General features: G+C 68.7%; 26 protein-coding genes and 1 riboswitch. Of the genes, 13 read left to right on the top strand and 13 right to left on the bottom strand.

Features of this window, described 5'->3' with window-relative positions; translation table 11 throughout:
• Positions 1-50: 50 nt before the first annotated feature.
• Complete coding sequence (locus tag FHU31_RS30575; protein WP_167165041.1) at positions 51-530, top strand: MarR family winged helix-turn-helix transcriptional regulator; 480 nt, start codon at positions 51-53, stop codon at positions 528-530.
• Here FHU31_RS30575 and FHU31_RS30570 read toward each other — a convergent pair.
• Both FHU31_RS30570 and FHU31_RS30565 read right to left on the bottom strand, forming a co-directional pair.
• A complete protein-coding gene (locus FHU31_RS30570) occupies positions 527-2,176 on the bottom strand; it encodes a DNA repair helicase XPB (protein WP_167165039.1) in 1,650 nt (549 codons plus the stop codon). The two genes, FHU31_RS30575 and FHU31_RS30570, sit on opposite strands and share 4 nt — an antisense overlap.
• A gap of 34 nt (positions 2,177-2,210) precedes the next feature.
• Entirely contained in the window at positions 2,211-4,484 is a 2,274-nt protein-coding gene (locus tag FHU31_RS30565; RefSeq protein ID WP_234901753.1) for a helicase-associated domain-containing protein, read from the bottom strand.
• Positions 4,485-4,568: 84 nt separating this feature from the next.
• Between FHU31_RS30565 and FHU31_RS30560 the strand changes: the two genes are divergently transcribed.
• The 4 genes from FHU31_RS30560 to FHU31_RS30545 are packed head-to-tail and all read left to right on the top strand — an operon-like array spanning position 4,569 to position 6,130.
• Positions 4,569-4,760, top strand: coding sequence for a hypothetical protein (locus FHU31_RS30560; protein WP_167165037.1), 192 nt, complete (start codon positions 4,569-4,571; stop codon positions 4,758-4,760).
• Positions 4,761-4,806: 46 nt separating this feature from the next.
• Positions 4,807-5,232 (top strand): cyclic pyranopterin monophosphate synthase MoaC, encoded by a 426-nt coding sequence (moaC, locus tag FHU31_RS30555; protein WP_208411654.1) that lies wholly within the window; start codon positions 4,807-4,809, stop codon positions 5,230-5,232.
• Positions 5,229-5,705 carry a MogA/MoaB family molybdenum cofactor biosynthesis protein gene (locus FHU31_RS30550; RefSeq protein WP_167165033.1) on the top strand — a complete coding sequence of 159 codons (477 nt, stop codon included), beginning with the start codon at positions 5,229-5,231 and terminating at the stop codon, positions 5,703-5,705. Before moaC ends, FHU31_RS30550 begins: the two co-directional genes overlap by 4 nt.
• The gene (locus FHU31_RS30545; protein ID WP_167165031.1) at positions 5,702-6,130 is read left to right on the top strand and encodes a molybdenum cofactor biosynthesis protein MoaE; all 429 of its coding nucleotides are present in this window, start codon (positions 5,702-5,704) and stop codon (positions 6,128-6,130) included. The genes FHU31_RS30550 and FHU31_RS30545 overlap by 4 nt, the downstream gene beginning before the upstream one ends.
• A 61-nt stretch (positions 6,131-6,191) precedes the next feature.
• On the opposite strand, the gene FHU31_RS30540 is transcribed toward FHU31_RS30545, so the two are convergent.
• The 4 genes from FHU31_RS30540 to FHU31_RS30525 all read right to left on the bottom strand — a co-directional run bounded on the left by FHU31_RS30540 (position 6,192) and on the right by FHU31_RS30525 (position 9,641).
• Positions 6,192-7,490: a transglycosylase family protein gene (locus tag FHU31_RS30540; RefSeq protein WP_167165029.1), complete on the bottom strand. Its 1,299-nt coding sequence runs from the start codon at positions 7,488-7,490 to the stop codon at positions 6,192-6,194.
• Between the two features lie 9 nt (positions 7,491-7,499).
• Positions 7,500-7,670, bottom strand: a riboswitch (cyclic di-AMP (ydaO/yuaA leader).
• Between the two features lie 251 nt (positions 7,671-7,921).
• Entirely contained in the window at positions 7,922-8,170 is a 249-nt protein-coding gene (locus FHU31_RS30535) for a MoaD/ThiS family protein (protein WP_167165027.1), read from the bottom strand.
• Positions 8,171-8,199: 29 nt separating this feature from the next.
• Positions 8,200-9,249: a GTP 3',8-cyclase MoaA gene (gene moaA / locus FHU31_RS30530; RefSeq protein ID WP_167165025.1), complete on the bottom strand. Its 1,050-nt coding sequence runs from the start codon at positions 9,247-9,249 to the stop codon at positions 8,200-8,202.
• The gene (locus tag FHU31_RS30525) at positions 9,246-9,641 is read right to left on the bottom strand and encodes a YccF domain-containing protein (protein ID WP_167165023.1); all 396 of its coding nucleotides are present in this window, start codon (positions 9,639-9,641) and stop codon (positions 9,246-9,248) included. The genes moaA and FHU31_RS30525 overlap by 4 nt, the downstream gene beginning before the upstream one ends.
• A 146-nt stretch (positions 9,642-9,787) precedes the next feature.
• Here FHU31_RS30525 and FHU31_RS30520 point away from each other — a divergent pair, with 146 nt between their 5' ends.
• Both FHU31_RS30520 and FHU31_RS30515 read left to right on the top strand, forming a co-directional pair.
• The gene (locus FHU31_RS30520) at positions 9,788-10,198 is read left to right on the top strand and encodes a cold-shock protein (protein WP_090354612.1); all 411 of its coding nucleotides are present in this window, start codon (positions 9,788-9,790) and stop codon (positions 10,196-10,198) included.
• Positions 10,199-10,250: 52 nt separating this feature from the next.
• Positions 10,251-11,210, top strand: coding sequence for a glutathione S-transferase family protein (locus FHU31_RS30515; protein WP_167165021.1), 960 nt, complete (start codon positions 10,251-10,253; stop codon positions 11,208-11,210).
• Here FHU31_RS30515 and FHU31_RS30510 read toward each other — a convergent pair.
• Complete coding sequence (locus tag FHU31_RS30510; RefSeq protein ID WP_167165019.1) at positions 11,207-11,695, bottom strand: DUF2771 domain-containing protein; 489 nt, start codon at positions 11,693-11,695, stop codon at positions 11,207-11,209. The two genes, FHU31_RS30515 and FHU31_RS30510, sit on opposite strands and share 4 nt — an antisense overlap.
• Positions 11,692-13,275 carry an MFS transporter gene (locus FHU31_RS30505; RefSeq protein WP_167165017.1) on the bottom strand — a complete coding sequence of 528 codons (1,584 nt, stop codon included), beginning with the start codon at positions 13,273-13,275 and terminating at the stop codon, positions 11,692-11,694. The genes FHU31_RS30510 and FHU31_RS30505 overlap by 4 nt, the downstream gene beginning before the upstream one ends.
• Positions 13,276-13,426: 151 nt before the next feature.
• Between FHU31_RS30505 and FHU31_RS30500 the strand changes: the two genes are divergently transcribed.
• Positions 13,427-14,233 carry a DUF3027 domain-containing protein gene (locus FHU31_RS30500; protein WP_167165015.1) on the top strand — a complete coding sequence of 269 codons (807 nt, stop codon included), beginning with the start codon at positions 13,427-13,429 and terminating at the stop codon, positions 14,231-14,233.
• On the opposite strand, the gene FHU31_RS30495 is transcribed toward FHU31_RS30500, so the two are convergent.
• Complete coding sequence (locus tag FHU31_RS30495; protein WP_167165014.1) at positions 14,230-14,682, bottom strand: SRPBCC family protein; 453 nt, start codon at positions 14,680-14,682, stop codon at positions 14,230-14,232. The genes FHU31_RS30500 and FHU31_RS30495 overlap by 4 nt on opposite strands.
• Before the next feature lie 14 nt (positions 14,683-14,696).
• On the bottom strand, positions 14,697-14,957 hold the full coding sequence (locus tag FHU31_RS30490) for a DUF2530 domain-containing protein (protein WP_167165012.1): 261 nt from the start codon (positions 14,955-14,957) through the stop codon (positions 14,697-14,699).
• A gap of 70 nt (positions 14,958-15,027) precedes the next feature.
• On the opposite strand from FHU31_RS30490, the gene FHU31_RS30485 reads away from it, so the two are divergent.
• From FHU31_RS30485 to FHU31_RS30475, 3 genes are read left to right on the top strand one after another with little or no spacing between them, the layout of a single operon-like run.
• Positions 15,028-15,465, top strand: coding sequence for an Rv0880 family HTH-type transcriptional regulator (locus tag FHU31_RS30485; RefSeq protein ID WP_167165010.1), 438 nt, complete (start codon positions 15,028-15,030; stop codon positions 15,463-15,465).
• Complete coding sequence (locus FHU31_RS30480; protein ID WP_167165214.1) at positions 15,462-16,274, top strand: TrmH family RNA methyltransferase; 813 nt, start codon at positions 15,462-15,464, stop codon at positions 16,272-16,274. Before FHU31_RS30485 ends, FHU31_RS30480 begins: the two co-directional genes overlap by 4 nt.
• Positions 16,274-16,573, top strand: coding sequence for a DUF2537 domain-containing protein (locus tag FHU31_RS30475; RefSeq protein ID WP_234901752.1), 300 nt, complete (start codon positions 16,274-16,276; stop codon positions 16,571-16,573). The genes FHU31_RS30480 and FHU31_RS30475 overlap by 1 nt, the downstream gene beginning before the upstream one ends.
• A gap of 56 nt (positions 16,574-16,629) precedes the next feature.
• On the opposite strand, the gene sepH is transcribed toward FHU31_RS30475, so the two are convergent.
• From sepH to FHU31_RS30460, 3 genes are all read right to left on the bottom strand, one after another.
• On the bottom strand, positions 16,630-17,463 hold the full coding sequence (sepH, locus tag FHU31_RS30470) for a septation protein SepH (RefSeq protein ID WP_167165008.1): 834 nt from the start codon (positions 17,461-17,463) through the stop codon (positions 16,630-16,632).
• A 64-nt stretch (positions 17,464-17,527) separates the two neighbouring features.
• Complete coding sequence (gene serC, locus FHU31_RS30465; RefSeq protein ID WP_167165006.1) at positions 17,528-18,634, bottom strand: phosphoserine transaminase; 1,107 nt, start codon at positions 18,632-18,634, stop codon at positions 17,528-17,530.
• Positions 18,635-18,682: 48 nt separating this feature from the next.
• Positions 18,683-19,636 carry a membrane protease subunit, stomatin/prohibitin gene (locus FHU31_RS30460; RefSeq protein WP_234901751.1) on the bottom strand — a complete coding sequence of 318 codons (954 nt, stop codon included), beginning with the start codon at positions 19,634-19,636 and terminating at the stop codon, positions 18,683-18,685.
• 464 nt (positions 19,637-20,100) lie between these two features.
• Here FHU31_RS30460 and FHU31_RS30455 point away from each other — a divergent pair, with 464 nt between their 5' ends.
• Both FHU31_RS30455 and FHU31_RS30450 read left to right on the top strand, forming a co-directional pair.
• A complete protein-coding gene (locus FHU31_RS30455) occupies positions 20,101-21,117 on the top strand; it encodes an AurF N-oxygenase family protein (protein WP_167165004.1) in 1,017 nt (338 codons plus the stop codon).
• 10 nt (positions 21,118-21,127) lie between these two features.
• Positions 21,128-22,810, top strand: coding sequence for an FAD-dependent oxidoreductase (locus FHU31_RS30450; RefSeq protein ID WP_167165002.1), 1,683 nt, complete (start codon positions 21,128-21,130; stop codon positions 22,808-22,810).
• Position 22,811 lies beyond the last annotated feature (1 nt).

Raw genomic sequence — 22,811 nt, 5'->3', positions numbered from 1 at the left:
TAGATAGTACACTAATGGTTAGTGTACTAATCAAGTAGTACACTGTGGCCATGCCCACCACGACCCAAGATGTCGATCCCCTCGCCCTGGAGCGTCAGGTGTGCTTCGCGCTGGCGGTGACCAACCGTGCCGTGCTCGCGGTCTACCGTCCCCTGCTCGAACCGCTCGGCCTCACCCATCCCCAGTACCTGGTGATGCTGGCGCTCTGGGACAACGCCAACGCCGACGGAGTTCCCTTGTCGGTCAAGCAGGTCGCCGCTCTTCTGCAGCTGGAACCGGCCACCATCTCACCCATGCTCAAGCGGCTCGAGGCGCTGGGGCTGATTACCCGCACCCGCAGCAGTGCCGATGAGCGCACCACCCACGTCGAGCTCACGGCGGAGGGCCGTGCGTTACGGCGCCGGGCGCTGGACATCCCGCCCGCCGTGGTCGCCCGCCTCGGTGTCGATCTCGCCGAACTGGAGCACCTGCACAAGGTGCTCACCCGGATCAATGCGGCAGCGGTGGCCGCGGGTGCGCTGGACGCCTAGATCGCCGGTCCCAACAGGTCGTCGGCGTCCTTGATGATGTAGCCGTAGCCCTGCTCGGCCAGGAAGCGCTGCCGGTGCGCGGCGTACTCGGCATCCAGGCTGTCGCGGGAGACCACCGAGTAGAACACCGCGCCGCCGCCGTCGGCCTTCGGCCGCAGCAACCGGCCCAGTCGCTGCGCCTCCTCCTGTCGGGACCCGAAGGTGCCCGAAACCTGAACGGCCACAGATGCTTCCGGTAGATCGATGGAGAAGTTCGCCACCTTGCTGACCACCAATGTCCGTATCTCGCCCCGGCGGAACTGGTCGAACAATGCCTCGCGCTCGGCGTTCTTGGTCGAACCCTGGATCACCGGGGCGTTCAGTTCCGCACCGAGCTCGTCGAGCTGGTCCAGGTAGGCGCCGATGACCAGGGTGGGTTCTTTCGGGTGGCGTTCCAGGATCGACTTCACGACGGCGATCTTGGTGTGCGCCGTGGAACAGAGTTTGTACCGCTCCTCGGGTTCGGCCGTCGCATAGAGCATCCGCTCGTTGTCGGTCATGGTGACCCGCACCTCGATGCACTCCGCGGGCGCGATCCAGCCCTGGGCCTCGATATCCTTCCACGGTGCGTCATAACGTTTCGGGCCGATCAGGCTGAACACATCGCCCTCGCGGCCGTCCTCGCGAATCAGCGTGGCGGTCAGTCCCAGTCGGCGGCGCGACTGCAGGTCCGCGGTCATCCGGAAGACCGGCGCGGGCAGCAGGTGCACCTCGTCGTAGATGATCAAGCCCCAGTCACGGCTGTCGAACAGCTCGAGGTGCTTGTACTCGCCCTTGGTGCGGCGGGTGATCACCTGATACGTCGCGATGGTGACCGGCCGGATCTCCTTGCGTTCGCCCGAGTATTCGCCGATCTCGTTCTCTGTCAACGAGGTTCGTGCGATCAGCTCGCGCTTCCACTGCCGCCCGGCGACGGTGTTGGTGACCAGGATCAACGTCGTCGCCCCGGCCTTGGCCATCGCCGCGGCACCCACCAGCGTCTTACCGGCACCACATGGCAACACCACCACACCGGAGCCGCCGGCCCAGAACGAGTCCGCGGCCATCTCCTGATAGTCGCGCAGCTCCCAGCCGTCCTGCTCCAGGGTGATGGGGTGCGCCTCGCCGTCGACGTAACCAGCGAGATCCTCGGCCGGCCAACCGATCTTGAGCAGCATCTGCTTGACCCGGCCGCGTTCGCTGCCGTGCACGACGACGGTGTCGTCATCGAGGCGTGCGCCCAGCATCGGGGCGATCTTCTTGTGCCGCAGTACCTCTTCGAGCACTGCGCGGTCGAAACTGACCAGGGTCAGGCCGTGCGCCGGATGCTTGACCAGCTGCAGCCGGCCGTACCGGGCCATGGTGTCGACGATGTCCACCAACAGTGGTTGCGGTACGGCGTACCGGGAGAAGCTCACCAGCGCGTCGACCACCTGCTCGGCGTCATGTCCGGCCGCGCGCGCATTCCACAGCGCGAGCGGGGTGATGCGGTAGGTGTGGATGTGTTCAGGGGCACGTTCGAGCTCGGCGAACGGCGCGATGGCCGCGCGGGCGGCGCCGGCGAGCTCGTGGTCGACTTCGAGCAGCACCGTTTTGTCGGACTGCACGATCAAGGGGCCGTCAGTCATGAGCGGCCTTCATGCGCGGAGATCATCCCGTCCATTATCCAGGGTCCGCCGACACCACGGACGTCACGCGATGGATCGCGAACTCGCGGACCCGTCCGGCGGCCGGATCGAAGGCGGTCAGCTGGCCGCCGCGGATGTTGATCGGCTCGACCACCCGCTGGGTCGCCACCCCGGCCGGGTCGACGTAACCCATCACCACCGGCTGCTGGTTGAGTGCGGCCTGCTGCAGCTGCGCGATCAACCCGGCGGGGTCCAGACGCTGCCCTGCGGCAGGCGCGGTGGACACCTTGCGCAGCACGGCGACGATCGCGGCGAGTGTCTGCGCCGCGGGTGCGCTCAGCGGTCGGTACGTCCGGCGCCGGCCCTGCACGGGCACCCTGGCCCCGCGGACGCTGATATCGACGACGGCACCGGAGGAATCCTCGGCCGCCGGGACGAAGCCGGCGGCGCGCAGGACCGCCAGCACATCGCCGATCTGTGCCTGCGAGACCGCCACCGTCGGTGCCAGCACACGCAGTTCCAGTGACTCGGTGGCCGGGCTGGCCACCGCCTGGGCCAGCAGGGCGGGATCCTCACACCGCACGAAGGATGCGGCCATCCCGACCCGAAGCTGACCGTGCCGGCGGGCCACATCGTCGATCAGGTAGGTCAACCCCTGGGGCACAGGCGTTTTCGAATGTCGTTCGAAGAACGCGTGCAGCTCGCTGGCGGTACGCCCGGAGTCCAGGGCGTGCCGGATGGACGCCTCGCTGATCCGGTAGACCATCGCCGCGCCCGCCGATTCGACGGTGGCCACCGCGCCCAGTTGTTCGGCCAGGTCCCGTTGCAACGGGCCGGGCACCACCACCGTGAGATCAGCCTGCAGCAGGAAATGGTCGAGCGGTGCGGGCAACGCCTTGTCCATCGCGGCGACGACCTCGTCGTCGGTACCGCCGGCGAGCAGCACCCGCGCCGGGGTGGCGATGGCACCGCGCCCCACCACGCCCACCGCGTGCGCCTCGCGCAGCAGGTCGGTGACCGGCTCGAGCTGCAGCCGGGCACCCCAGCGCGGACGGTGCCAGATCATGGCGCCGGCCGCCGAGGCGGCGTCCACCCCGGCTCCCGGCTTCAACTCGGCCAGGGTGGCCAGGAGCAGCCGTCGATCCAGCGGTGCCGCGGTGGAGTACAAGGCATCGGAGAGCGCACCGTAGGGTTTGCCGTCCGGACCGCGGGTGCCCACCAGTCCCGGCCGCGACGGCAGGTCCAGCCAGGTGGCGGCGATCAACTGCCAGCGGGCGGCGGTGGTGGCCTCCACGAAGCGGTCGGCGGCCACCGTCGGGGCCCAGTACGGGGCGCTGCCGTCCGGCGGAAGTGGATCGGGGACACCGGAGGCGATCAGGCCCGCCCCGGCCGCGATGTCGAGGATCAGCCCCAGTCGCTGTTCGTCGATACCCGTCAGCTTGGTCAGCCGTTTGACGTCGCGCACCCCGAGGCCGCCGGCCCGCAGTTCGGAAATCGGTGTGGCCGAGAGCGTTTCGAGTACCAGGTCGATCTCGCGGAGCAGATCGATCGCCGCGCCGGCGGCCACCGAGTCGGCGTCGGCCTGCTTGGTCTTGTGCACGGTGGGATCCGGGCGGTGCAGCCCGACCGGACCTGGCAGTTCGCCGCGCAGCACCTGGGCGACCAGCCGCGGCAGGATCACCGTGTCGGTGTCGATGCGGTGCAGCAGCCCGGCGGTGAGTAACCGCTGCACCGGCCGGTCGGCGGGCGTGCCGGGCGCCGCGTCGCGGGTGCGCCCCACCGGCGAGCCCTCCGACAACCGGACCAGCAGCTCGCGCTGGGGTTCGTCGATACCGGCCAGCAGTGCCGTGATCGTCGCCGGATCCAGATCGGGCTCGGCCTGGCTGGCCTGTCCGGGAAACCACGGCAGACCGGAGGCCACCTCGGGTGTGACGCGCAGGGCGTCCGTGCCCCACACCAGCGCGCGGTCCGTGAGGTCGGTCAGCGCAGCCTGCACCTCGTTGGCGTTGGCCCGGGAGCCGAGGAACTCCACGACCGCCTCGGGTCGGATCGGTCCGGTGTCGGCCTGCAGTGCGAGCATCGCGTCGAGCACCGCCAGATGCAGGAAATCCAGCGCATCGGTGGCGGCTTTCACCGACTGGCGTGCCTGGGCGCGGGCCGCGAGCGCCGCGATCGTGCCCGGTGGCGGCTGGGTGAGGTCGGGTCGCAACTCCAGCAGACGAATCAGACGGTCGTCGGGAAGGTCGGCCAACCAGACACCCAGGGGCACGGTCGGCATCGATCCCCCGGTCGCTCCGTGTTGGCTCATCGCTGACCAGCGTAAAGCAGCTTCCTGCGGGGCAGAGCGGTGAGACGGCCACCGGTCTCGCTCCGGCGCGCAGTACCTGCCACAATGGCAGTCGTGGCTGACAAGAAGAACCAGTACGTCGACAATGGCTGGCCCGAGGTGGCCGACGGTGAGCACGCCGTCAGTGAGCTCGCCACCGACCGCGCGGGTGCCCTCTCGCCGTTCGGCGATGTGACCTTCCCGCTGCCGGCAGAGGATCTGCCGTTCTTGCACGCGGTCACCGTCATCAACAAGTAGTCAGGTGAGCGGGCTCTCGCACCTCGACGAGTCGGGCGCCGCCCACATGGTCGACGTCACGGCCAAGGATGCGACGAAGCGCACCGCCGTAGCGGTCGGCACGGTGCAGACCCGTGCCGATGTCGTCGAACTCATCGCCGGCGGCGGGCTGCCCAAGGGCGATGCCCTGGCCACGGCCCGGGTCGCCGGCATTCTCGCGGCCAAACGCACCAGTGACCTGATCCCGCTGTGCCACCAGCTTGCCCTCACCGGTGTGGACGTCGACTTCACCATCGGCAGCACCGAGGTGAGCATCACCGTCACCGTCCGCACCACCGACCGCACCGGCGTCGAGATGGAAGCGCTGACCGCGGTGAGCGTGGCCGCGCTGACCCTGTACGACATGATCAAGGCCGTCGACCGGGCCGCCCGCATCGACGGGATTCAGGTGGTGCACAAAGAGGGCGGCAAGACGGGTACCTGGACCCGATGAGAACGGCTCAGGTCATCGTCGCGTCCACCCGCGCGTCCGCCGGTGTCTACGAGGACCGCAGTGGACCGGTGATCGTGGACTGGCTCACCGCCCGCGGATTCGAGGTCGCGCCGCCCGTGGTGGTCGCCGACGGGGTCGCGGTCAGTCGAGCCCTGTTCGCCGCGGTCGAGGCGCGCGTCGATGTGGTGCTCACCTCCGGGGGCACCGGCATCTCGCCGACCGACCGCACCGCAGATGCCACGGCGAACATCGTCGACTACCAGATCCCCGGCCTGGCCGATGCCATCCGCCGGTCCGGACTGCCGCACGTGCCGACTTCGGTGCTCTCGCGGGGTGTGTGCGGTGTGCGCGACGGGGTCCTGATCGTCAACCTGCCAGGTTCCACCGGCGGCGTGAAGGACGGTCTCGGCGTGCTCGACGGCGTTCTGGAGCACGCGCTGGACCAACTGCGCGGCGGGGACCACGCCCAGTGAGCGCCGTCGTCGTCCGGGTCGCGCTCACCGAGGATCTGATCTCACTGCCCGAACACGAGGCGCTGGTCGCCCATGAGGCGGCCGGGGCGGTGGTCGGCTTCTCCGGTGTGGTGCGCGATCACGACGGCGGCCGCTCGGTCACCCGGCTGGAGTATTCCGCGCATCCGTCGGCCCTGCAGACGCTGACCGCGGTGGTCGAAGAGGTGGCGGGCGAGGCCCAAGGGGTGCGGGCGGTCGCGGTGAGCCATCGCATCGGTGTGCTGCACATCGGCGATGCGGCGTTGACCGTCGCCGTCGCCGCCGACCATCGGGGCGCCGCGTTCCAGACGTGTGCGCAGCTGGTGGACCGCGTGAAGGCCCGGCTGCCGGTGTGGAAGCACCAGTTCTTCGGCGACGGCACCGACGAGTGGGTCAACTCGGCCTGAGCCCGCAACGACGAATGGCTGTATTCCTGCGCGGAATACAGCCATTGTCGTGGAAGCGTCGTCAGGGCGTCGGCAGGACCGCCGGCGCCGGATCGGCCGGGGCGGGTGCCGCCGGCGCCGGAGCGTTCGGCGGGGCCGGGATCTCGGCCGGGATCGGGCTGTTCATCGACCGCTGGGTGGTGATCGCGATCAGTGCGTCCTTACCGGTGATGTCCTGGTTCTGCACGGCGTGCCACAGCTGCCGCAGGTAGCTGACATTCGGGCTCTCGTTGCCGTCGGCATTGGGATCCATGGTCGATCCCGGCGGCAGGTTGTCCGGGCTGATCAGGTGCGGCACACCCTCGGCCGGCGTCGGAAGCTGGCCCGAGATCGCCTGGTTGGCGACGTCATAGGCCGGCTGCGGGACATTGACGGCACCGAGCGGGGCCAGCGGATCGGGCGCGGCGACCGGCGCGGGCGCCGGGGCGGGGGTCGGGGCCGGCAGGACCGGGTCGAGCGGCATCGGGGCGCCGTGCAGCGCCCACACCTGAGGCTGATCGGCAGGTGCCGGTGCGGCATCCCAGCTGGCGGCCTGGATCGCCGGCTGCGCGGCAGGATCGACCGGTGCCGGGTCGGGAACCACATTGTCGACGTTGACGATGTCGGCCGGAGCCGGAGCCGGGGCCGGCACGTCCAGCGGTGCGGCGTCGACGGGTGCAGGTGCCGGCGCGTCGAGCGGTGCGGCGTCGACGGGTGCAGGTGCCGGCGCGTCGAGCGGTGCAGGCGGCAGATCGGCCGGCGCGGGGGTCACCGCATCGACGGGGACGGCGGGGATGACATCGGGGGCCGGCGGCAGCGGTTCGGGTGCGGGCGGCGGAGGAGGAGCGTCGGGCAGCGGCGCGGAGAGCGCGTCGAAGGGGGCCGGCTCAGGCGCGGGCGGGGGCGGCAGCTCACCGTTGACGAGAGGGTTGTCCAGCGCCTGCGGGGGAGCGGGCTCGGCGAGCACGTTGCGCGGCGTCGCGGCGGACAGGCCGCGCCCGCAGACGGGCCAGGCACCCTTGCCCTGGGTGGCGAGCACGCGCTCGGCGACCGCGATCTGCTCGTCCTTGGAGGCCATATGAGCGGCCGGAGCGTACTCACCGCCGCCGTGGCCAGACCAGGTGCCCGGCGAGAACTGCAGGCCGCCCTGGTAGCCGTTGCCGGTGTTGATGGCCCAGTTGCCGCCGGATTCGCAGCGCGCGACCTGGTCCCATTCGCCGTCGGTGGCGGCACCGGCGTGGCCGGCAAGGGCAAGGCTTCCGCCACCGAGAACAGCGCCGGTGACGGCGATCTTGGCAACGCTAACTGAGGTTGACGTGGGCTTACGGTGCCGTCCACTCATGCGTAAAGACAGTCCTCTCGTGAACGCCTGCGAGGTCAGCTGTCGGGTTCGGACTGGAGAGGTTGTCCGGCCTGCGTCGTTTCCGACGCCGGCTTCACCCCAAGGGCTCGGGAGCCCTGGTCTGCTTTCGGCGGACCGGTGGGTCCCCCGCCTCCATCCAAGGTTTGGTTCGTTGGTGGCAGTGCCCGGTGGATGGAGCTCGGCGTAGTGGGCACAGCGGGCCACTCGATATAGGTCAAATGGCTTGGGACAAGACGGTATCGGTTCGCCGGGCATGCGTCACTTCGATGCGTTTTCGGCGTTTTCACAGGCAGCAAATCTTATGAGGACTTTAAAGGTGCAGGCCGCTCGGGCGTTTTCGCAGGTGTTCTCGGCGCAGAACCTCGGGTTGGCCTCGTTGTGACCGTTTCGTTATGTGACGCAAATCACGACTATCCGCCCGCGAACGGGGGTAACACATCGACCGTTTGGTTTGTTTTGAGCGGCCGGTCGAGATCGCGCACGGCGACCTCGTCGCACAGGAAAGAGCAGCGTGCCAGCACTTTGGCCAACTCCGGACCCCGGGCCGAGAGTTGCTGTACGAGAGCTGCGAGCGTCAATTCTTTTTGCAGCTGCAACGTTTCGGTCTCGATTCCGGCAGCGGCCCGTGCGGCGGCGAAATATCGCACGGTGACCGTCATCGGTGTGCCGGCAGCGGTCGGTGTCACCGCTAGCCGCCGATCGCGCTCATCGGCCGGGACGGCTGGACGAAACTGGGGTCGTTGATACCGTGCCCGGCCGCCTTGGCCCACATCGCCTGCCGCCACGCGGTCTCGATCTCGTCGTCACCGGCACCTCCGCGGAGCAGTCCGCGCAGATCGGTCTCGGCGGTGGAGAACAGGCAGTTGCGGATCTGACCGTCGGCGGTCAGCCGGGTCCGGTCGCAGGCCCCGCAGAAAGCCTCCGAGACCGACGCGATGATCCCGACGGTGGCCGCACTGCCGTCGACGCGCCACAGAGCGGCCGGCGCCGAACCTCGCGGGGCCGGATCCGGCCGGAGGTCGAAGTACCGGCGCAACGTGTCCAGCACCGCGTCGGCGCCGATCGCCCGGTCCCGGCTCCACTCGTGGCCCGCGTCCAGCGGCATCTGCTCGATGATCCGCAGCTGGTACTCGTGCTCCAGGCAGAAGCGCAGTAGCGGCACCACATCGTCGAGACCGGTCCGCGGGTCCAGCACGGCATTGACCTTGACCGGGGCCAGCCCGGCTGCCGCGGCGCCGGCCAGCCCGGCCAGCACGTCATCGAGCCGGTCGCGGCGGGTGATCTGGGCGAAGTGCGTCGCGTCGACGGTGTCCAGGGAGACGTTGACCCGGTCCAGGCCGGCCTGCTTGAGCCCGGCAGCCCGGGCGGCCAGTCCGATGCCGTTCGTCGTCATCGCGATCTGGGGGCGGGGCCGCAGGGCCGCAGCCGCCGCGATGATCTCTTCCAGATTTCGTGAGACCAGCGGCTCGCCTCCGGTGAACCGGACGTTGGTGATGCCCAGCCGGGTGATGCCGATCCGCAGCAGACGGCTCAGTTCGGCGGCGCTGAGCAGCTGACTGCCCGGCAGCCAGTCCAGCCCCTCGGCCGGCATGCAATAGGTACAGCGCAGATTGCAGCGGTCGGTCAGCGATACGCGCAGGTCGGTGGCGATGCGGCCGAAGGTGTCGATCAGTGGGCCCGCGGTGGGCGCCGGGCGGCTGATGCGGAGGGCGGGCACGCCGAGATCGGTCAGGGTCATCCGGTCACCCGTCGTGCTTCGTCGACCGGCACGATCTCCTTGCCCAGTGGCATCAGCGACACGGGAATCATCTTGAGATTGGCCAGTGCCAGCGGGATGCCGATGATCGTGATGGCCATGGCGACGGCGCTCACCAGATGCCCGATGGCCAACCAGATTCCGGCCACGATGATCCAGATGACGTTGCCGATCAGGGCGCCGGGGCGCACGCCCGGTTTGTCGACGACGGTGTACCCGAACGGCCACAGCGCGTACAGCGCGATACGCAGCGACGCGAACCCGAACGGGATCGTGATGATGAGGACGAAACAGATGATGGCGGCCAGTAGGTAGCCCAAGGCCAGCCACAACCCACCGAAGATCAACCAGACGATATTCAGGATCAGGCGCATCTTTCCTCCAGCGGTCACCACAGACTACCGATCCCGTTGGGTGGGAGCGCAGCGATCGGGTGAGGGGAGATAAGATCGGCTGCGTTGCGTCCTGCGCAGGCGGGACGCATTACTTATGTGATCTAGAGACGAGCGGGTGAACAGCGGTGCCGACGGGCAAGGTTAAGTGGTACGACGCCGAGAAGGGCTTCGGCTTCCTGTCCCAGGAGGACGGCGAGGACGTCTACGTCCGCTCTTCGGCGCTGCCTGCGGGTGTCGAGGGTCTCAAGGCCGGGCAGAAGGTCGAGTTCGGTCTTGCTGCCGGTCGCCGAGGCCCGCAGGCGCTGCAGGTCAAGCTGATCGACCCGCCGCCGAGCCTGGCCAAGACGCGCCGCGAGGCGGTCACCGTCGAGCACAAGCACACCCCCGACGAGCTGCACGGCATGGTCGGTGACCTCATCACCCTGCTGGAGAGCACTATCCAGCCCGAGCTGCGCAAGGGTAAGTACCCCGACCGTAAGGTCGCCCGCCGGGTGTCCGAGGTCGTCAAGGCCGTCGCCCGCGAACTCGACGCGTAGTTCTCTTCCCTGAGCGTCGAGTTTTCGTCGCTCGACAGGGAACACTGGGGCCATGGCCTACGTCAGCCCGCAGGGGGAGTTCAACCGCGACACCAACTACATCACCACCCGCATCACCGCGGACGGCCGCGACGGTTTCCCGGTGGAGCCGGGACGTTACCGGCTGATCGTGGCGCGGGCGTGCCCGTGGGCCAACCGCGCCATCATCGTGCGGCGCCTGCTGGGGCTGGAGGACGCCTTGTCCATCGGCTACTGCGGGCCCACCCACGATGCGCGCAGCTGGACCTTCGATCTGGATCCCGGCGGAGTCGACCCGGTACTGCAGATCCCACGCCTGCAGGACGCGTACTTCAAGCGTGACCCGAACTACCCCAAGGGCATCACGGTGCCGGCGATCGTGGACGTGCCGACCGGCGCCGTCGTGACCAACGATTTCGCCCAGATCACCCTGGACTTCTCCACCGAATGGACCGCCTACCACCGCGCCGGGGCGCCGCAACTGTATCCGGAACCGTTGCGCGACGAGATCGACGACGTCGCGAGGCGCATCTATACCGAGATCAACAACGGCGTGTACCGGTGCGGCTTCGCCGGCTCCCAGCAGGCGTACGACGCCGCCTATGACCGGCTGTTCACCGCCTTGGACTGGGTATCCGAAAGGTTAAGCGCACAAAGGTATCTGGTCGGTGACACCATCACCGAGGCGGACGTCCGGTTGTTCACCACGCTGGCCCGCTTCGATCCCGTCTACCACGGGCATTTCAAGTGCAACAGGTCCAAGCTGACCGAGATGCCGGTGCTGTGGGCGTACGCCCGCGACCTGTTCCAGACGCCCGGTTTCGGCGACACCATCGACTTCGATCAGATCAAGAAGCACTACTACGTCGTGCACAAGGACATCAACCCCACCCAGATCGTGCCGAAGGGGCCCGACCTGTCCGGCTGGAACACGCCGCACGGTCGGGAAGTTCTGGGCGGCAGACCTTTTGGCGACGGGACCCCGCCGGTCTAGTTCCAGACGGTGCGCACCGACCACTCGGCGTGCGGCAGCGGGAACTCGTTGCCCGCCTCATCGCGCACCAGGGTGGGCACCTGGACCGCGATCCCGGTGAGCTTGCCGAATCGCGCGTCGACGGTGGGGATGGTGACCGCCAAGGTGGTGCCCGGCCGGAACTCCGAGACGACTGGCGACGGCGCGTCTTCGTAGGCGCGGATCAGCCACCAGGGTGCCCGTGCGATCGACGACGGCACCGACAGCTGCAACGGGTTGCGCGAATTCACCGCCAAAGCACCTGTGGTCTGCGGAATTTCGCAGTTGTCGAGATCGAGCACCTGGCAATACCGGTAGGGGCCGACGCGCACCGACTCACCGTGCGAGTAGGCGCTGATCTCCGGAAGCCTGGTGCCGTCGTGCCGGCTCAGCTGCCACACCAGCAATCCGGTGCCCGCCGACGCCAACAGCGCCACCGCCAACAGGGCAGCCAGTACGCGCTTCATCGGCGTCCCGACGAAGCGGCCACCGGGCCGCCTTCGGTTGCGGCGAGCACCGGGCGATTGCCGCCGAAGCCGGGTATCAGGGATCCGCCGTTGTAGCTCACCAGTGTCTGGGCCAAACCGATAATCAGCACGGCGGTGATCGTAGTGAACCCGATCCACAGCTGCGGATAGATGAGCACCCCGGTCGCCCCGCCGAGCACCCAGGCCAGCTGCAACAGTGATTCCGAGCGGCCGAACGCCGATGCCCGCGACTTCTCCGGCAGATCGTCCTGCAGGGACGCATCCAGCGATGCCTTCGCGATCGCGCTGGCGCCCGAGGTCACCAGGGTGGCCAGGGCGGCCACCAACAGATTCCCGAACACGGCGGCGGCCAGGGCCATCACGGTGACCGCGATGGCGGCCCGGGTCACCAGAAGCGAGGGCCTGCCGAGTTTGAGCCGGGCCGCGGTGAAGTTCCCGACGAAGTTACCGATTCCGGCCGCCGCGCCGATCAGCCCGAGGATGCGCAGCTGCTCCCAACCACCGTCGCCGTGCGATTTCGCCACGAACGCCGGATAGAGGAACAGGAACCCGACCATCGCCTTGATGGTGCAGTTGCCCCACAGCGAGGTGATGATGTTGCGGCCCAAGGGTTGCCGTTGCGTCGCCGGCCGGCGCAACACCTCGGTGCCGCCGCCGTGGTAGCTCAGGGTGGTCGGCACCTCACCGGCGGTCACCTCGACCCATTTGGGAATCCGCATGGACAGCACCGCGCCGGCCACGGTGACCGCGACCAGCACGTACAGCGCGCCGGGCAGTTCGGCCATGTTGAGCAGGTATTCGGCGCCGGCGGCGATCGCTCCGCCTGCCATCGTCCCGCCCAGCAGGCTGAACATGGTGAGCCGGGAGTTCACCCGCACCAGATCGATCGTCGGTGGCAGCACCCGCGGGGTCACCGCACTGCGCAGCACCGAGAAACTCTTGGACAGCACCATCATTCCCAGCGCACACGGATACAGCACCCAGGAGGGATAGCTGCCGGTGGCGCCGTCGTAGTTGGCGATCAACACCACCGCGAGCACGGTGCGCAGCGCGAACGACATGGCCAGTGCCACCCGGCGACCGTGCTGCAGGCGGTCCAGCGCAGGACCGATCAGCGGGGCGATCACCGCGAACGGGGCGATGGTGATGAGCAGATACAGCGCCACCTTGCCCTTGCTCTCGCCGGAGGCCGCCGCGAAGAACAGCGTGTTGGCCAGTGCCACCGCCATCGCGGCGTCCACTGCCGAGCTGGCCACCACCGGCCAGGTCAGTGCCGTCAGCCCGGACTTGTCGGCGCCGTCGGCGGTGGCGGCCCGGTGCACCAGGTCGTACATCTTGTTGCCCATTTCCCGGCTGCGCTGGGCCGCGGCGCGGGTGACGGTCACTTTCTCGCCTGCCGACGAACCGACGCCCGAACGGGTCCGGGGCGGCGGATCGGTGTGGCGCCGGGGGGTGTCCTCGTCCAGCGGCGGCAGCCACCTGTTGGCGCTCGGCCCGGACGGCGGGTGCTGCCGCCGGCCGTTGGAACCTGCGCCACCGTCGCTCGGATAGTTCGCCATGCCGGGGTGCTCGCCGTCCGACGGCGGCCGCGGTGGGTGGTATCGGGGGTCCCGGGAAGGCACGACTTAGATTGTCCCTTACCGCGACGGCTGCCGTGGGAAGGCGACCGGTGTGGCTCTGGTGGGCATGGTCAGGCAATAATTGCGATCGATGGACACAGGAACGGACACGGTCGCCGAAGTCACCGAACAGGTCGAGCCACAGGCGGAACGGTCACCTGCGCTCGAAGCCTTGCTGCTCGGTGCGGGCGACGCCGCACGCGCGGCGATCGAGGAGTTCAGCGGCGCCGACGCCGTGGGCGAGTATCTGGGCTCGGCGTTCGAGGACCCGGCCGCCGCGACGCACCGCTTCCTCGCCGTGCTGACCGGCTACCAGGGCTGGCAGTGGGCGGTCGTGGTGGCCGGGTATCCCGGCGCCGACCACGTCACCATCAGCGAAGTGGTGCTGGTGCCCGGTCCCACCGCGCTGCTGGCGCCCCAGTGGGTGCCGTGGGAGGAGCGCGTCCGCCCGGGCGACCTGAGCCCCGGTGACCTGCTGGCCCCACCGGCCGACGATCCGCGACTGGTGCCCGGCTATCTGTCCAGCGGCGACGAGGAGCTCGACGAACTGGCCGGTGAGGTCGGCCTGGGCCGCCGCCAGGTGCTCAGCCTGGAGGGCAGGCTCGACGCGGCGCAGCGCTGGCACGACGGCGAGTTCGGCCCCGACTCGGCGATGGCCCGCGCCACCCGGCGGGTGTGCCGTGAATGCGGGTTCTATCTGCCGCTGGCCGGTTCGCTGGGCACCGTGTTCGGCGTCTGTGGGAACGAGATGTCCGCCGACGGCCGGGTGGTCGACGGCGAGTACGGCTGCGGCGCGCACTCGGACACCCCGGTTCCCGCCGGCACCGGCTCGCCACTGTTCGATCCGTACGACGACGGCGTGCTGGACGTCGCCAACCGTCCCGCGGACGGGTCCTAACGTTCCGCGGCGGTCTTGATCCGCCGCAGCGATTCGTTCATCCCGGCGACGAGTTCCTGCTCGAAGCTGGGCACCCCGCCCATCATCTTGTCGACCAGCAGGGTGGGGACCGTCTTGAAGCCCTCGGGTGCCCGGCGGCTCTCCACCACCCGGGTGCCGCCCTCGATCGGTTCGAGCTCATAGCTCCACACCATGGCGTTGAGGTCGACCCGGAAGGCCAGTTTGCGCTGCGGGACGATCTCGGTGACGGTGCACGTCGTCGGCCAGAACATCTTGTTGCGGCGGTTGAGGTTGATCGCCTTGGCGCCGACGCGCGTGCGTCCGAGCACCAACATCGCGCGGCACTGCGGGCTCCACTGCGGCATCCGGCGCAGATCCGAGATCAGCGCCCACACCTGCGGCACCGGGGCGTGGATGTCGATCTGAGCCTGCAGTAGCGGCGATCCCATGACGTTCCTTCGATTCAGTTCACCAGGCCGCGCTGCGCGCCGCGGTCGCCGCGACGGGCGGAGCGCAGCTGCCACAGGAAGATCGAGGTACCGAGCACTCCGACGCCGAGCCCGGCGAGGGTGATCGGCCGCCAGGTGTGCAGGGCGGGCACGGTGAAGGCCAGCAGCACGGCGATCAGCCAGCAGGCCGCGATCGCGACGATGACCGGAACCGGTTCGAGGAGCCTGGCCGGCAGCGCGGGCGGTTCGATCGGGTCGGCCGTGTTTTCCGTCATCGCCTCACAACCTAGCCTCCCGACGTAGCCTCCCGACTTCCCGGATGGCCTCTGGGTATTGTCTTGCCCTGTGACGGACGTCGACTCAAGGTTGTCGAGCGATCTGTCGCTGGCCGTGATCAGGTTGGCCCGGCAGTTGCGGTTCCGCCGGCCGGACTCACCGGTGTCGCTGTCACAGCTCTCGGCGCTGGCCACGGTGGCCAAGGAAGGGCCGATGACCCCCGGCGCTCTGGCCATCCGCGAGCGTGTCCGCCCGCCGTCGATGACCCGGGTGATCGCGTCGCTGGTCGATCTCGGCTTCGTGGACCGCACCGCGCATCCCGCCGACCGCCGGCAGGTCCTGGTGTCCATCTCGCGGTCCGGCACCGACCTGATCGAGGCCGAGCGCAAGGCCAGCCGGGAATGGCTGCAACAGCGGCTGGATGCGCTGACCCCCGAACAGCGCAAGACGCTCCTGGAGGCCGCTGACCTGATGCTGGCCATCGTCGACGAAGGTTCGGCGACCTGACCGACATCATCGACATCGTGGATCCGGCCGATCCGCGGCTGGACGATTTTCGCGATCTCAACAGTGTCGACCGCAGGCCGGATCTGCCCAGCGGTAAGGGACTGGTGATCGCCGAGGGCGTGCTGGTGGTGCAGCGCATGCTCGCCTCCCGGTTCACCCCGCGGGCCCTGCTGGGCACCGATCGCAGGCTGGGGGAACTGGCGGCCGATCTGGCGGATGTGGACGTGCCCTACTACCGGGCGGGTGCCGAGGTGATGGCCCAGGCGATCGGCTTCCATCTCAACCGTGGTGTGCTCGCGGCGGCCCCGCGCCCGCCCGAACTGTCGGTGGCCGAGGTGCTCGACGGCGCCCGCACCGTCGCGGTGCTGGAAGGCGTGAACGACCACGAGAACCTGGGGTCGATCTTCCGCAACGCGGCGGGCCTCGATGTGGATGCGGTGCTGTTCGGCACCGGCTGTGCCGATCCGCTCTACCGGCGCGCGGTGCGCGTGTCGATGGGGCACGCGCTGCTGGTGCCCTACGCCTGGGCGCCGTCCTGGCCTCGCGAGCTGGACACCTTGCGGGACAACGGTTTCCGGGTGCTGGCGATGACCCCGAATCCGGCTGCCGACACGCTGGCCGCAGCCATGAGCGGCTTGGTGGGCGACAAGGTGGCGATCCTGGTCGGTGCCGAAGGGCCCGGCCTGGCCGAGCACACGATGCGGGCCGCCGACGTCCGGGTGCGCATCCCGATGGCGCGCGGCACCGACTCGCTCAACGTCGCCACGGCTGCCGCGTTGGCCTTCTATGAGCGGGCTAGGCTGGCGTGATGTCGGGTGACACGATGCGATCGCATGCGCGGGGAGCGGGTGTGCCCTGGGGTACCGGTCTGACCGTCGCCGGGTTCGTCGCGGCCCTGACCGCCGCGGCCATCATCGTGCTGAGCGTGGGGTTGACGCGGGTGCACCCGCTGCTCACCGTCGGGTTGAACCTGGTGGCTGTCGGTGGTCTGGCTCCCACGGTGTGGGGCTGGCGTACCCGCCCGGTATGGCGCTGGTTCGTGCTGGGTTCCGCGGTGGGCGTGGCCGCCGGTTGGGTGACCCTGCTCGCGCTGCTTGCCGGCAGGTGAGCGCGAACGCCCCTTCGGCCTAACCGCCCTGACCGCCCTGACCGGCGGGAACCGGGTCAGCGCTGCGTGCCGGAGCGCACGCCGAGCAGTACGTCCTCCCACGCCGGGACCGTGGCGCGGGCTTTGCGGTTACGCGCGGGCTTGGCTGCGGGCGCCGCCGGCGCAGGTTCGGGTGTCGGCTCCGCCATCGTCGCGGGCGTGGGCGCCGCCACCGGCTCCGGAGCGGTCACCGGGGCAGGCGCGGGAGCCGGCACCGCGTCGAATTCCAGCTGAGCCACCGGCGCGACCGTGCGCAGCTGGCGGGTGAAGTTCGGCTCGATCAGCTCGGCGGCCCGCTCGTCGAAGGCCGTCACAGTGCCGCCGTGCGAGCCCGGGGTGAACCGGAAGTGCGCGGTGTTGTCCGACAGGCCGGCCGTCCAGGCCAGCTGCACGGTCCAGCGACCGTCCTCGTTGCGCCAGGCGTCCCAGGTGGTGGCATCGGGATCCAGGCCGCGCGAGATCAGGGCGGAGGTGACCGTCTCCAGCAGGGTCAGCACCGCCGGACCGTCGGCCAGGATCGGATGCGCCGCGGTGGCCAGCTCCGCCGCGCGGGCCCGCTCCAGGAGCACGGGGTGGGCGAACCGCTGCACGCGCTCGATATCGGCGCCGGTGATGGCCGCGACCTGCTCGACGGAGGCGCCCGCACGGATGCGCGACTGAATCTCCTTGGGACGCAACGTCGTCGACACCTCGACCTCGATCTGAGTTTGGTTGGAGGTGGCCTTGTCCCCACGGACGGCGGCGCGCAACCGGTTGTCGACCTTGATGACGAACTTGTCGCTCGCGTCGGCGCCCTCGCAGATCAGCCTCTTGCCGTCCACGTCGAGCCCGACGACCTTGAGTTCACGCATACTGACCTCCTCCCGCGCACCCTACAGCGTTATCTGTCCGTTACCGCGCGGACACGCAGGCCGGTCAGAGCTTTTCGACAACCCAGTCCACGCACGCGGTCAGGGCGCTGATGTCGTCGGGCTCCACGGCGGGGAACATCGCCACCCGCAGCTGGTTGCGGCCCAGTTTGCGGTAGGGCTCGGTGTCGACGATGCCGTTGGCGCGCAGCACCTTGGCCACGGCCGCGGCGTCGACCGAATCCGAGAAGTCGATGGTGCCCACCACCTGCGACCGTAGCGCCGGGTCGGCCACGAACGGGGTGGCGAACGCCGACGATTCGGCCCACGAATACAGCCGCTGCGACGAATCGGCGGTGCGCTTGACCGCCCAATCCAGCCCACCGTTACCCAGCAGCCAGTCGATCTGCTCGGCGAGCAGGATCAGCGTGCCGATGGCCGGGGTGTTGTAGGTCTGGTTCTTGAGGCTGTTCTCCACCGCGATGGGCAGGGACAGGAAATCGGGCACCCAGCGGTCGGTCGCCGCGATGGCCTCGATGCGCGCCAGCGCGGCGGGCGAGAGCACCGCGATCCACAGGCCACCGTCACCGGCGAAGTTCTTCTGCGGGGCGAAGTAGTAGGCGTCGGTGTCGGCGATGTCGACGGGCAGCCCGCCGGCCGCCGAGGTGGCATCGATGACCACCAGCGCCTCACCGGCGGGACGCTGCACCGGCACCGCGACGCCGGTCGAGGTTTCGTTGTGCGCCCAGGCGACGACGTCGACCGACGGGTCCGACGTCGGCTCCGGGGCGGTGCCCGCCTCGGTCTTGATGATGATGGGGTCGCCGACGAACGGATTCTTGGCCACGCAGGAGGCGAACTTCGAGCTGAACTCGCCGTAGGTCAGGTGCAGCGATTTCTTGTCGACCAGGCCGAAGGCCGCGGCATCCCAGAATGCGGTGGATCCGCCGTTGCCGAGGATGACCTCATATCCCTCGGGCAGCGCGAACAGCTGGCGCAGACCGTCCCGAACCCGTCCCACCAGGTTCTTGACCGGGGCCTGCCGGTGCGAGGTGCCGAACAGGTCACCGGCGGCGGCCAGCGCGGCCAATTGTTCGGGGCGCACCTTGGACGGCCCGCACCCGAAGCGTCCGTCTTTCGGCTTGATATCGGCGGGGATCGTCAGTTCTGCCATGGCGTCCAGATTATCGGCCTGCGCCAGCCGTTAAGACGCCGGTGCGGTTCAGGGCGCCTGGGGCACCACATAGGTGGGCTGGAAGGGGTTTTGCCCGTTCTCGATGGCGATAGCCCTCAGGTAGGCGTCCACGTCCGGGTAGCCGGCGATCTCGGCCTGCTTCTGAAGTGCACGCTGACGGGCCAGCTCGGTCTGCGCCTGTGCGGCCGCCTTGTCCGCCTCGGCTTTGGCCTTGGCCGCGTTGGCGTCCGCCACTCCCTTGGCCTCGGCGGCCCGGGCGTCGGCGATCGCCTTCTGCTCGGCGATGATCGCGTCCTTGAGACCCGACTCCACCGGATCCGGTTTCATCACGGTCACCTGGAAGTTGGTGAAGAACTCCCGCCCGTCGGTGCGGGCCCGCGACGCGCCGGGCAGGGCGTCGCGCAGCGCGTTCTGGAATTCGATCCGGACCTTCTCGTCATTCCAGATCTCCCGCCAGGTGTACTTCTGGGCGACGCTGATGAGCACCTGTTCGGCGGGCTGGCCGATGACGTAGCGCAACAGGTTCACCCAACCGGGGGTGACCAGGCCGTCGTTGTCCAGCCAGCCCTGGTATTTGGTGCCGAAGTCGCGGTGGAAGTCCATCAGCATGCTGCAGTCGGTGGTCAGATCGAAGGTGATCACGACGGGTACGCGAAGCTCGGCGGGGGCGGTCGCGTTGGACACCACGATGGTGGCCTCCGCCTCGGAATCGGGCCCGCCGGTCGCATCCCAGCTGATCTGCCGGGACGGATAGCGATACGCCTTGAAACCACCGGGTGGGTTGAACTCCGAGGTCTCCGGATTGATGCAACCCTCCACTTTGGGATCGGTGGGGATCAAGACGTAGTCGTCCACCTTGACCGCCGTCTGCCCCGGCCCCACCTGGGTGGCGCAACTCGACAGCACCGCTCCCGAGATCAGGACGCCGACGACGAGCACGGCGCCGATCACCACACCTTTGACGTTGCGAATGACGGCCATCTGCATCCTTCGTCGGTGCTGTGAGTCAGCTGGGAGTGTAGCGAGGTGAGGAGAATTTGCGCGCCTTTGACGCTGGGTGCGCGGCCGCGGCATGGGTGGAGGAACGCGGGTATCCGCCGTCGTCCCTCGGACGGCCCCGGTTTCGGTATCGGCGTGGTGTCTCTTCCCGGGGTGGCGCAGCAAGGTTTGTGCGGTCGGCGCAGGTGGTAATTCCGCGGTGACGCAGTCACCCGAAGGCGTGGTCAGACGGTCGTGCGCGGCGTGATCCCGCACTCCGCGAGGCCGGGTTGGCATGGCATGTAGCAAACATCGTGATCGGTGAATTTCGGATTGTTTACAGGACTTTCTCCAGGTGGGCCGAGAATGCCAGCAAATGGCGAGCCGGGAGTGTGGACTTTTACTCGATACCTGCGGTACCGTCTAGACAAGAGGCCGTTCGATGTAAACCTCATGGAGGGATTCAAGTGGCTAGGACCAAGATGATCCGGCGTTGGCGCAAGAACATGGACGTCAGCGAGGACACGCAGTACGTCGAGATGCTCACCACGCTGTCCGAGGGTTCGGTGCGGCGCAATTTCAATCCGTACCAAGACATCGAGTGGGATTCGCCGGAGTTTGCCGTGATCCCCAACGACCCGCGGTGGGTGCTTCCGGCCACCGACCCGATCGGCCGGCATCCCTGGTACCAGGCCCAGCCTCTGGAGCGTCAGATCGAGATCGGCATGTGGCGCCAGGCCAATGTCGCCAAGGTCGGCCTGCACTTCGAGTCGATCCTCATCCGCGGCCTGATGGAGTACGCCTTCTGGACCCCCAACGGGTCCCCGGAATACCGGTACTGCCTGCACGAGGCGGTCGAGGAGTGCAACCACACCCTGATGTTCCAGGAGATGGTCAACCGCATCGGCGCTGACGTGCCGGGCATGCCGCGGCTGCTGAAGTGGATTCAGCCCGGCATCCCGCTGGTGGCCGGCCCGCTGCCGATCCCGTTCTGGTTCGGCATCCTCGCCGGCGAGGAGCCCATCGACCACACCCAGAAGAACGTGCTGCGCGAGGGCAAGGCCCTGCACCCGATCATGGAGCGGGTGATGGCGATCCACGTCGCCGAGGAGGCCCGGCACATCTCGTTCGCGCACGAGTACCTGCGCAAGCGGGTTCCCGACTTGTCGTGGCGTAAGCGGTTCGTGCTGTCGATCTACGTCCCGATCGTGATGCGCATCCTGTGCTCGGCGATCATCGTGCCGCCGCGCACGTTCTGGAAGAAGTTCGACATCCCGCGCTCGGTGCGCAAGGACATCTTCTTCAAATCGCCGCAGTCACGGCTTATGCTGCGCGACATGTTCGGTGACGTGCGGATGCTGGCCCATGACAGTGGTCTGATGAACCCGCTGGCGAAGCTGGTGTGGCGCATCTGCCGGATCAACGGCAGCCCCAGCCGCTACCGCAGCGAGCCGCAGCGCCAGCACCTGGTCTCGGTCGCCTGACGGCTGCCCGATGCCTCATGTGATCACCCAGTCGTGTTGCAGCGACGGGTCCTGTGTCTACGCCTGCCCGGTGAACTGCATCCACCCGTCGCCGGACGAGCCGGGTTTCGCCACCGCCGAGATGCTCTACATCGATCCCGATGCCTGTGTGGACTGCGGCGCGTGCGTCAGCGCATGCCCGGTCGGTGCGATCGGGCCCGATACCCGGCTCACCGAGAACCAGTTGCCGTTCATCGAATTGAACGCGGCGTTCTATCCCAAACGGGAGGGCAAGCTGCCGCCGACGTCCAAGCTGGCGCCAGTACTGGAGGCGCCGAAGGTGAATCCGCGCGCCGGTGATCCGCTGACCGTGGCGATCGTCGGTTCCGGTCCGGCGGCGATGTACGCGGCCGACGAATTGCTCACCCAGCGAGGGGTCCGGGTGAACGTCTTCGAGAAGCTGCCCACGCCATACGGATTGGTCCGCGCCGGAGTGGCGCCGGACCACCAGAGCACCAAGCGCATCACCCGGCTGTTCGATCGGATGACGCGGCAGACGGGCTTCACCTTCTTCCTCAACGTCGAGGTGGGCAAGCACCTCACCCATGCGGAGTTGTTGGAACACCACCACGCCGTGCTCTATGCGGTCGGGGCGCCCAACGACCGGCGTCTCGACATCGACGGGATGGACCTGGCCAACACCGCCACCGCCACCGAGGTGGTCGCCTGGTTCAACGGGCACCCCGACTTCGTGGGTCTGCCGGTGGACCTCAGTCATGAGCGGGTGGTCATCGTCGGTAACGGCAATGTCGCGCTCGACGTGGCCCGCATCCTGACCGCCGACCCGGATACGTTGGCGCGCACCGATATCGCCGACCATGCCCTTGCCGCACTGCGGCGCTCGAAGGTGCAGGAAGTCGTGATCGCGGCCCGGCGCGGCCCCGCGCAGTCGGCCTTCACCCTGCCCGAGTTGATCGGGCTGACCTCGGCCTGCGATGTGGTGCTCGACGCGGCCGACCACGACCTGGTGATCCGCGACCTGGCCCACGAGTCGGACCCGCTGACCCGCAACAAGCTGGAGATCCTGTCCAAACTCCCTACCGTGTCCGCGACGAGCGCGCCTCATACCCGCCCGCGGATCCGGCTGGCCTACCAGCTCACCCCGCGGCGGATCGTGGGGCAGGGCCGCGTCGCCGGCATCGAGTTCGGCGTCACCGGTACCGATGAGCACCGCACCGTGGCCGCCGGGATGGTGCTGACCTCGATCGGCTACCGCGGCAAGGCGATTCCCGCGCTGCCGTTCGACGAGGACGCCGCCGTGGTGCCGAACGCCGGTGGCCGCGTGCTCGACAACGGTGTGCCGGTGCCCGGCGCCTACGTGGCCGGCTGGATCAAGCGTGGTCCCACCGGTTTCATCGGCACCAACAAGTCGTGTGCCGCCGAGACGGTGCACAATCTGGTGGAGGACTACAACCGAGGGCAGCTCGGCGACCGGGTGCACAAGCCCGGGGCGCTGGACAAGCTGGTCCGAGGCCGCCGGCCCGCGGTCGTTGACGCCGCGGGCTGGCGTGCCATCGACGCCGCGGAGATTGCGCGCGGTGGCGAGGATCGCCCGCGGGACAAGTTCACCCGAGTCGACGATATGTTGGCGGCCGCCGCAACGGCGCCCAAACCGACTGTCGGACAACGACTGTTGTCGGCACTGGGACGCTGAC

The sequence above is a fragment of the Mycolicibacterium fluoranthenivorans genome (assembly GCF_011758805.1).
Classification (GTDB): Bacteria; Actinomycetota; Actinomycetes; order Mycobacteriales; family Mycobacteriaceae; genus Mycobacterium; species Mycobacterium fluoranthenivorans.
The sequence above is the reverse complement of the archived record's forward strand: the minus strand, read 5'-3'. Positions and strand labels throughout refer to the sequence as shown.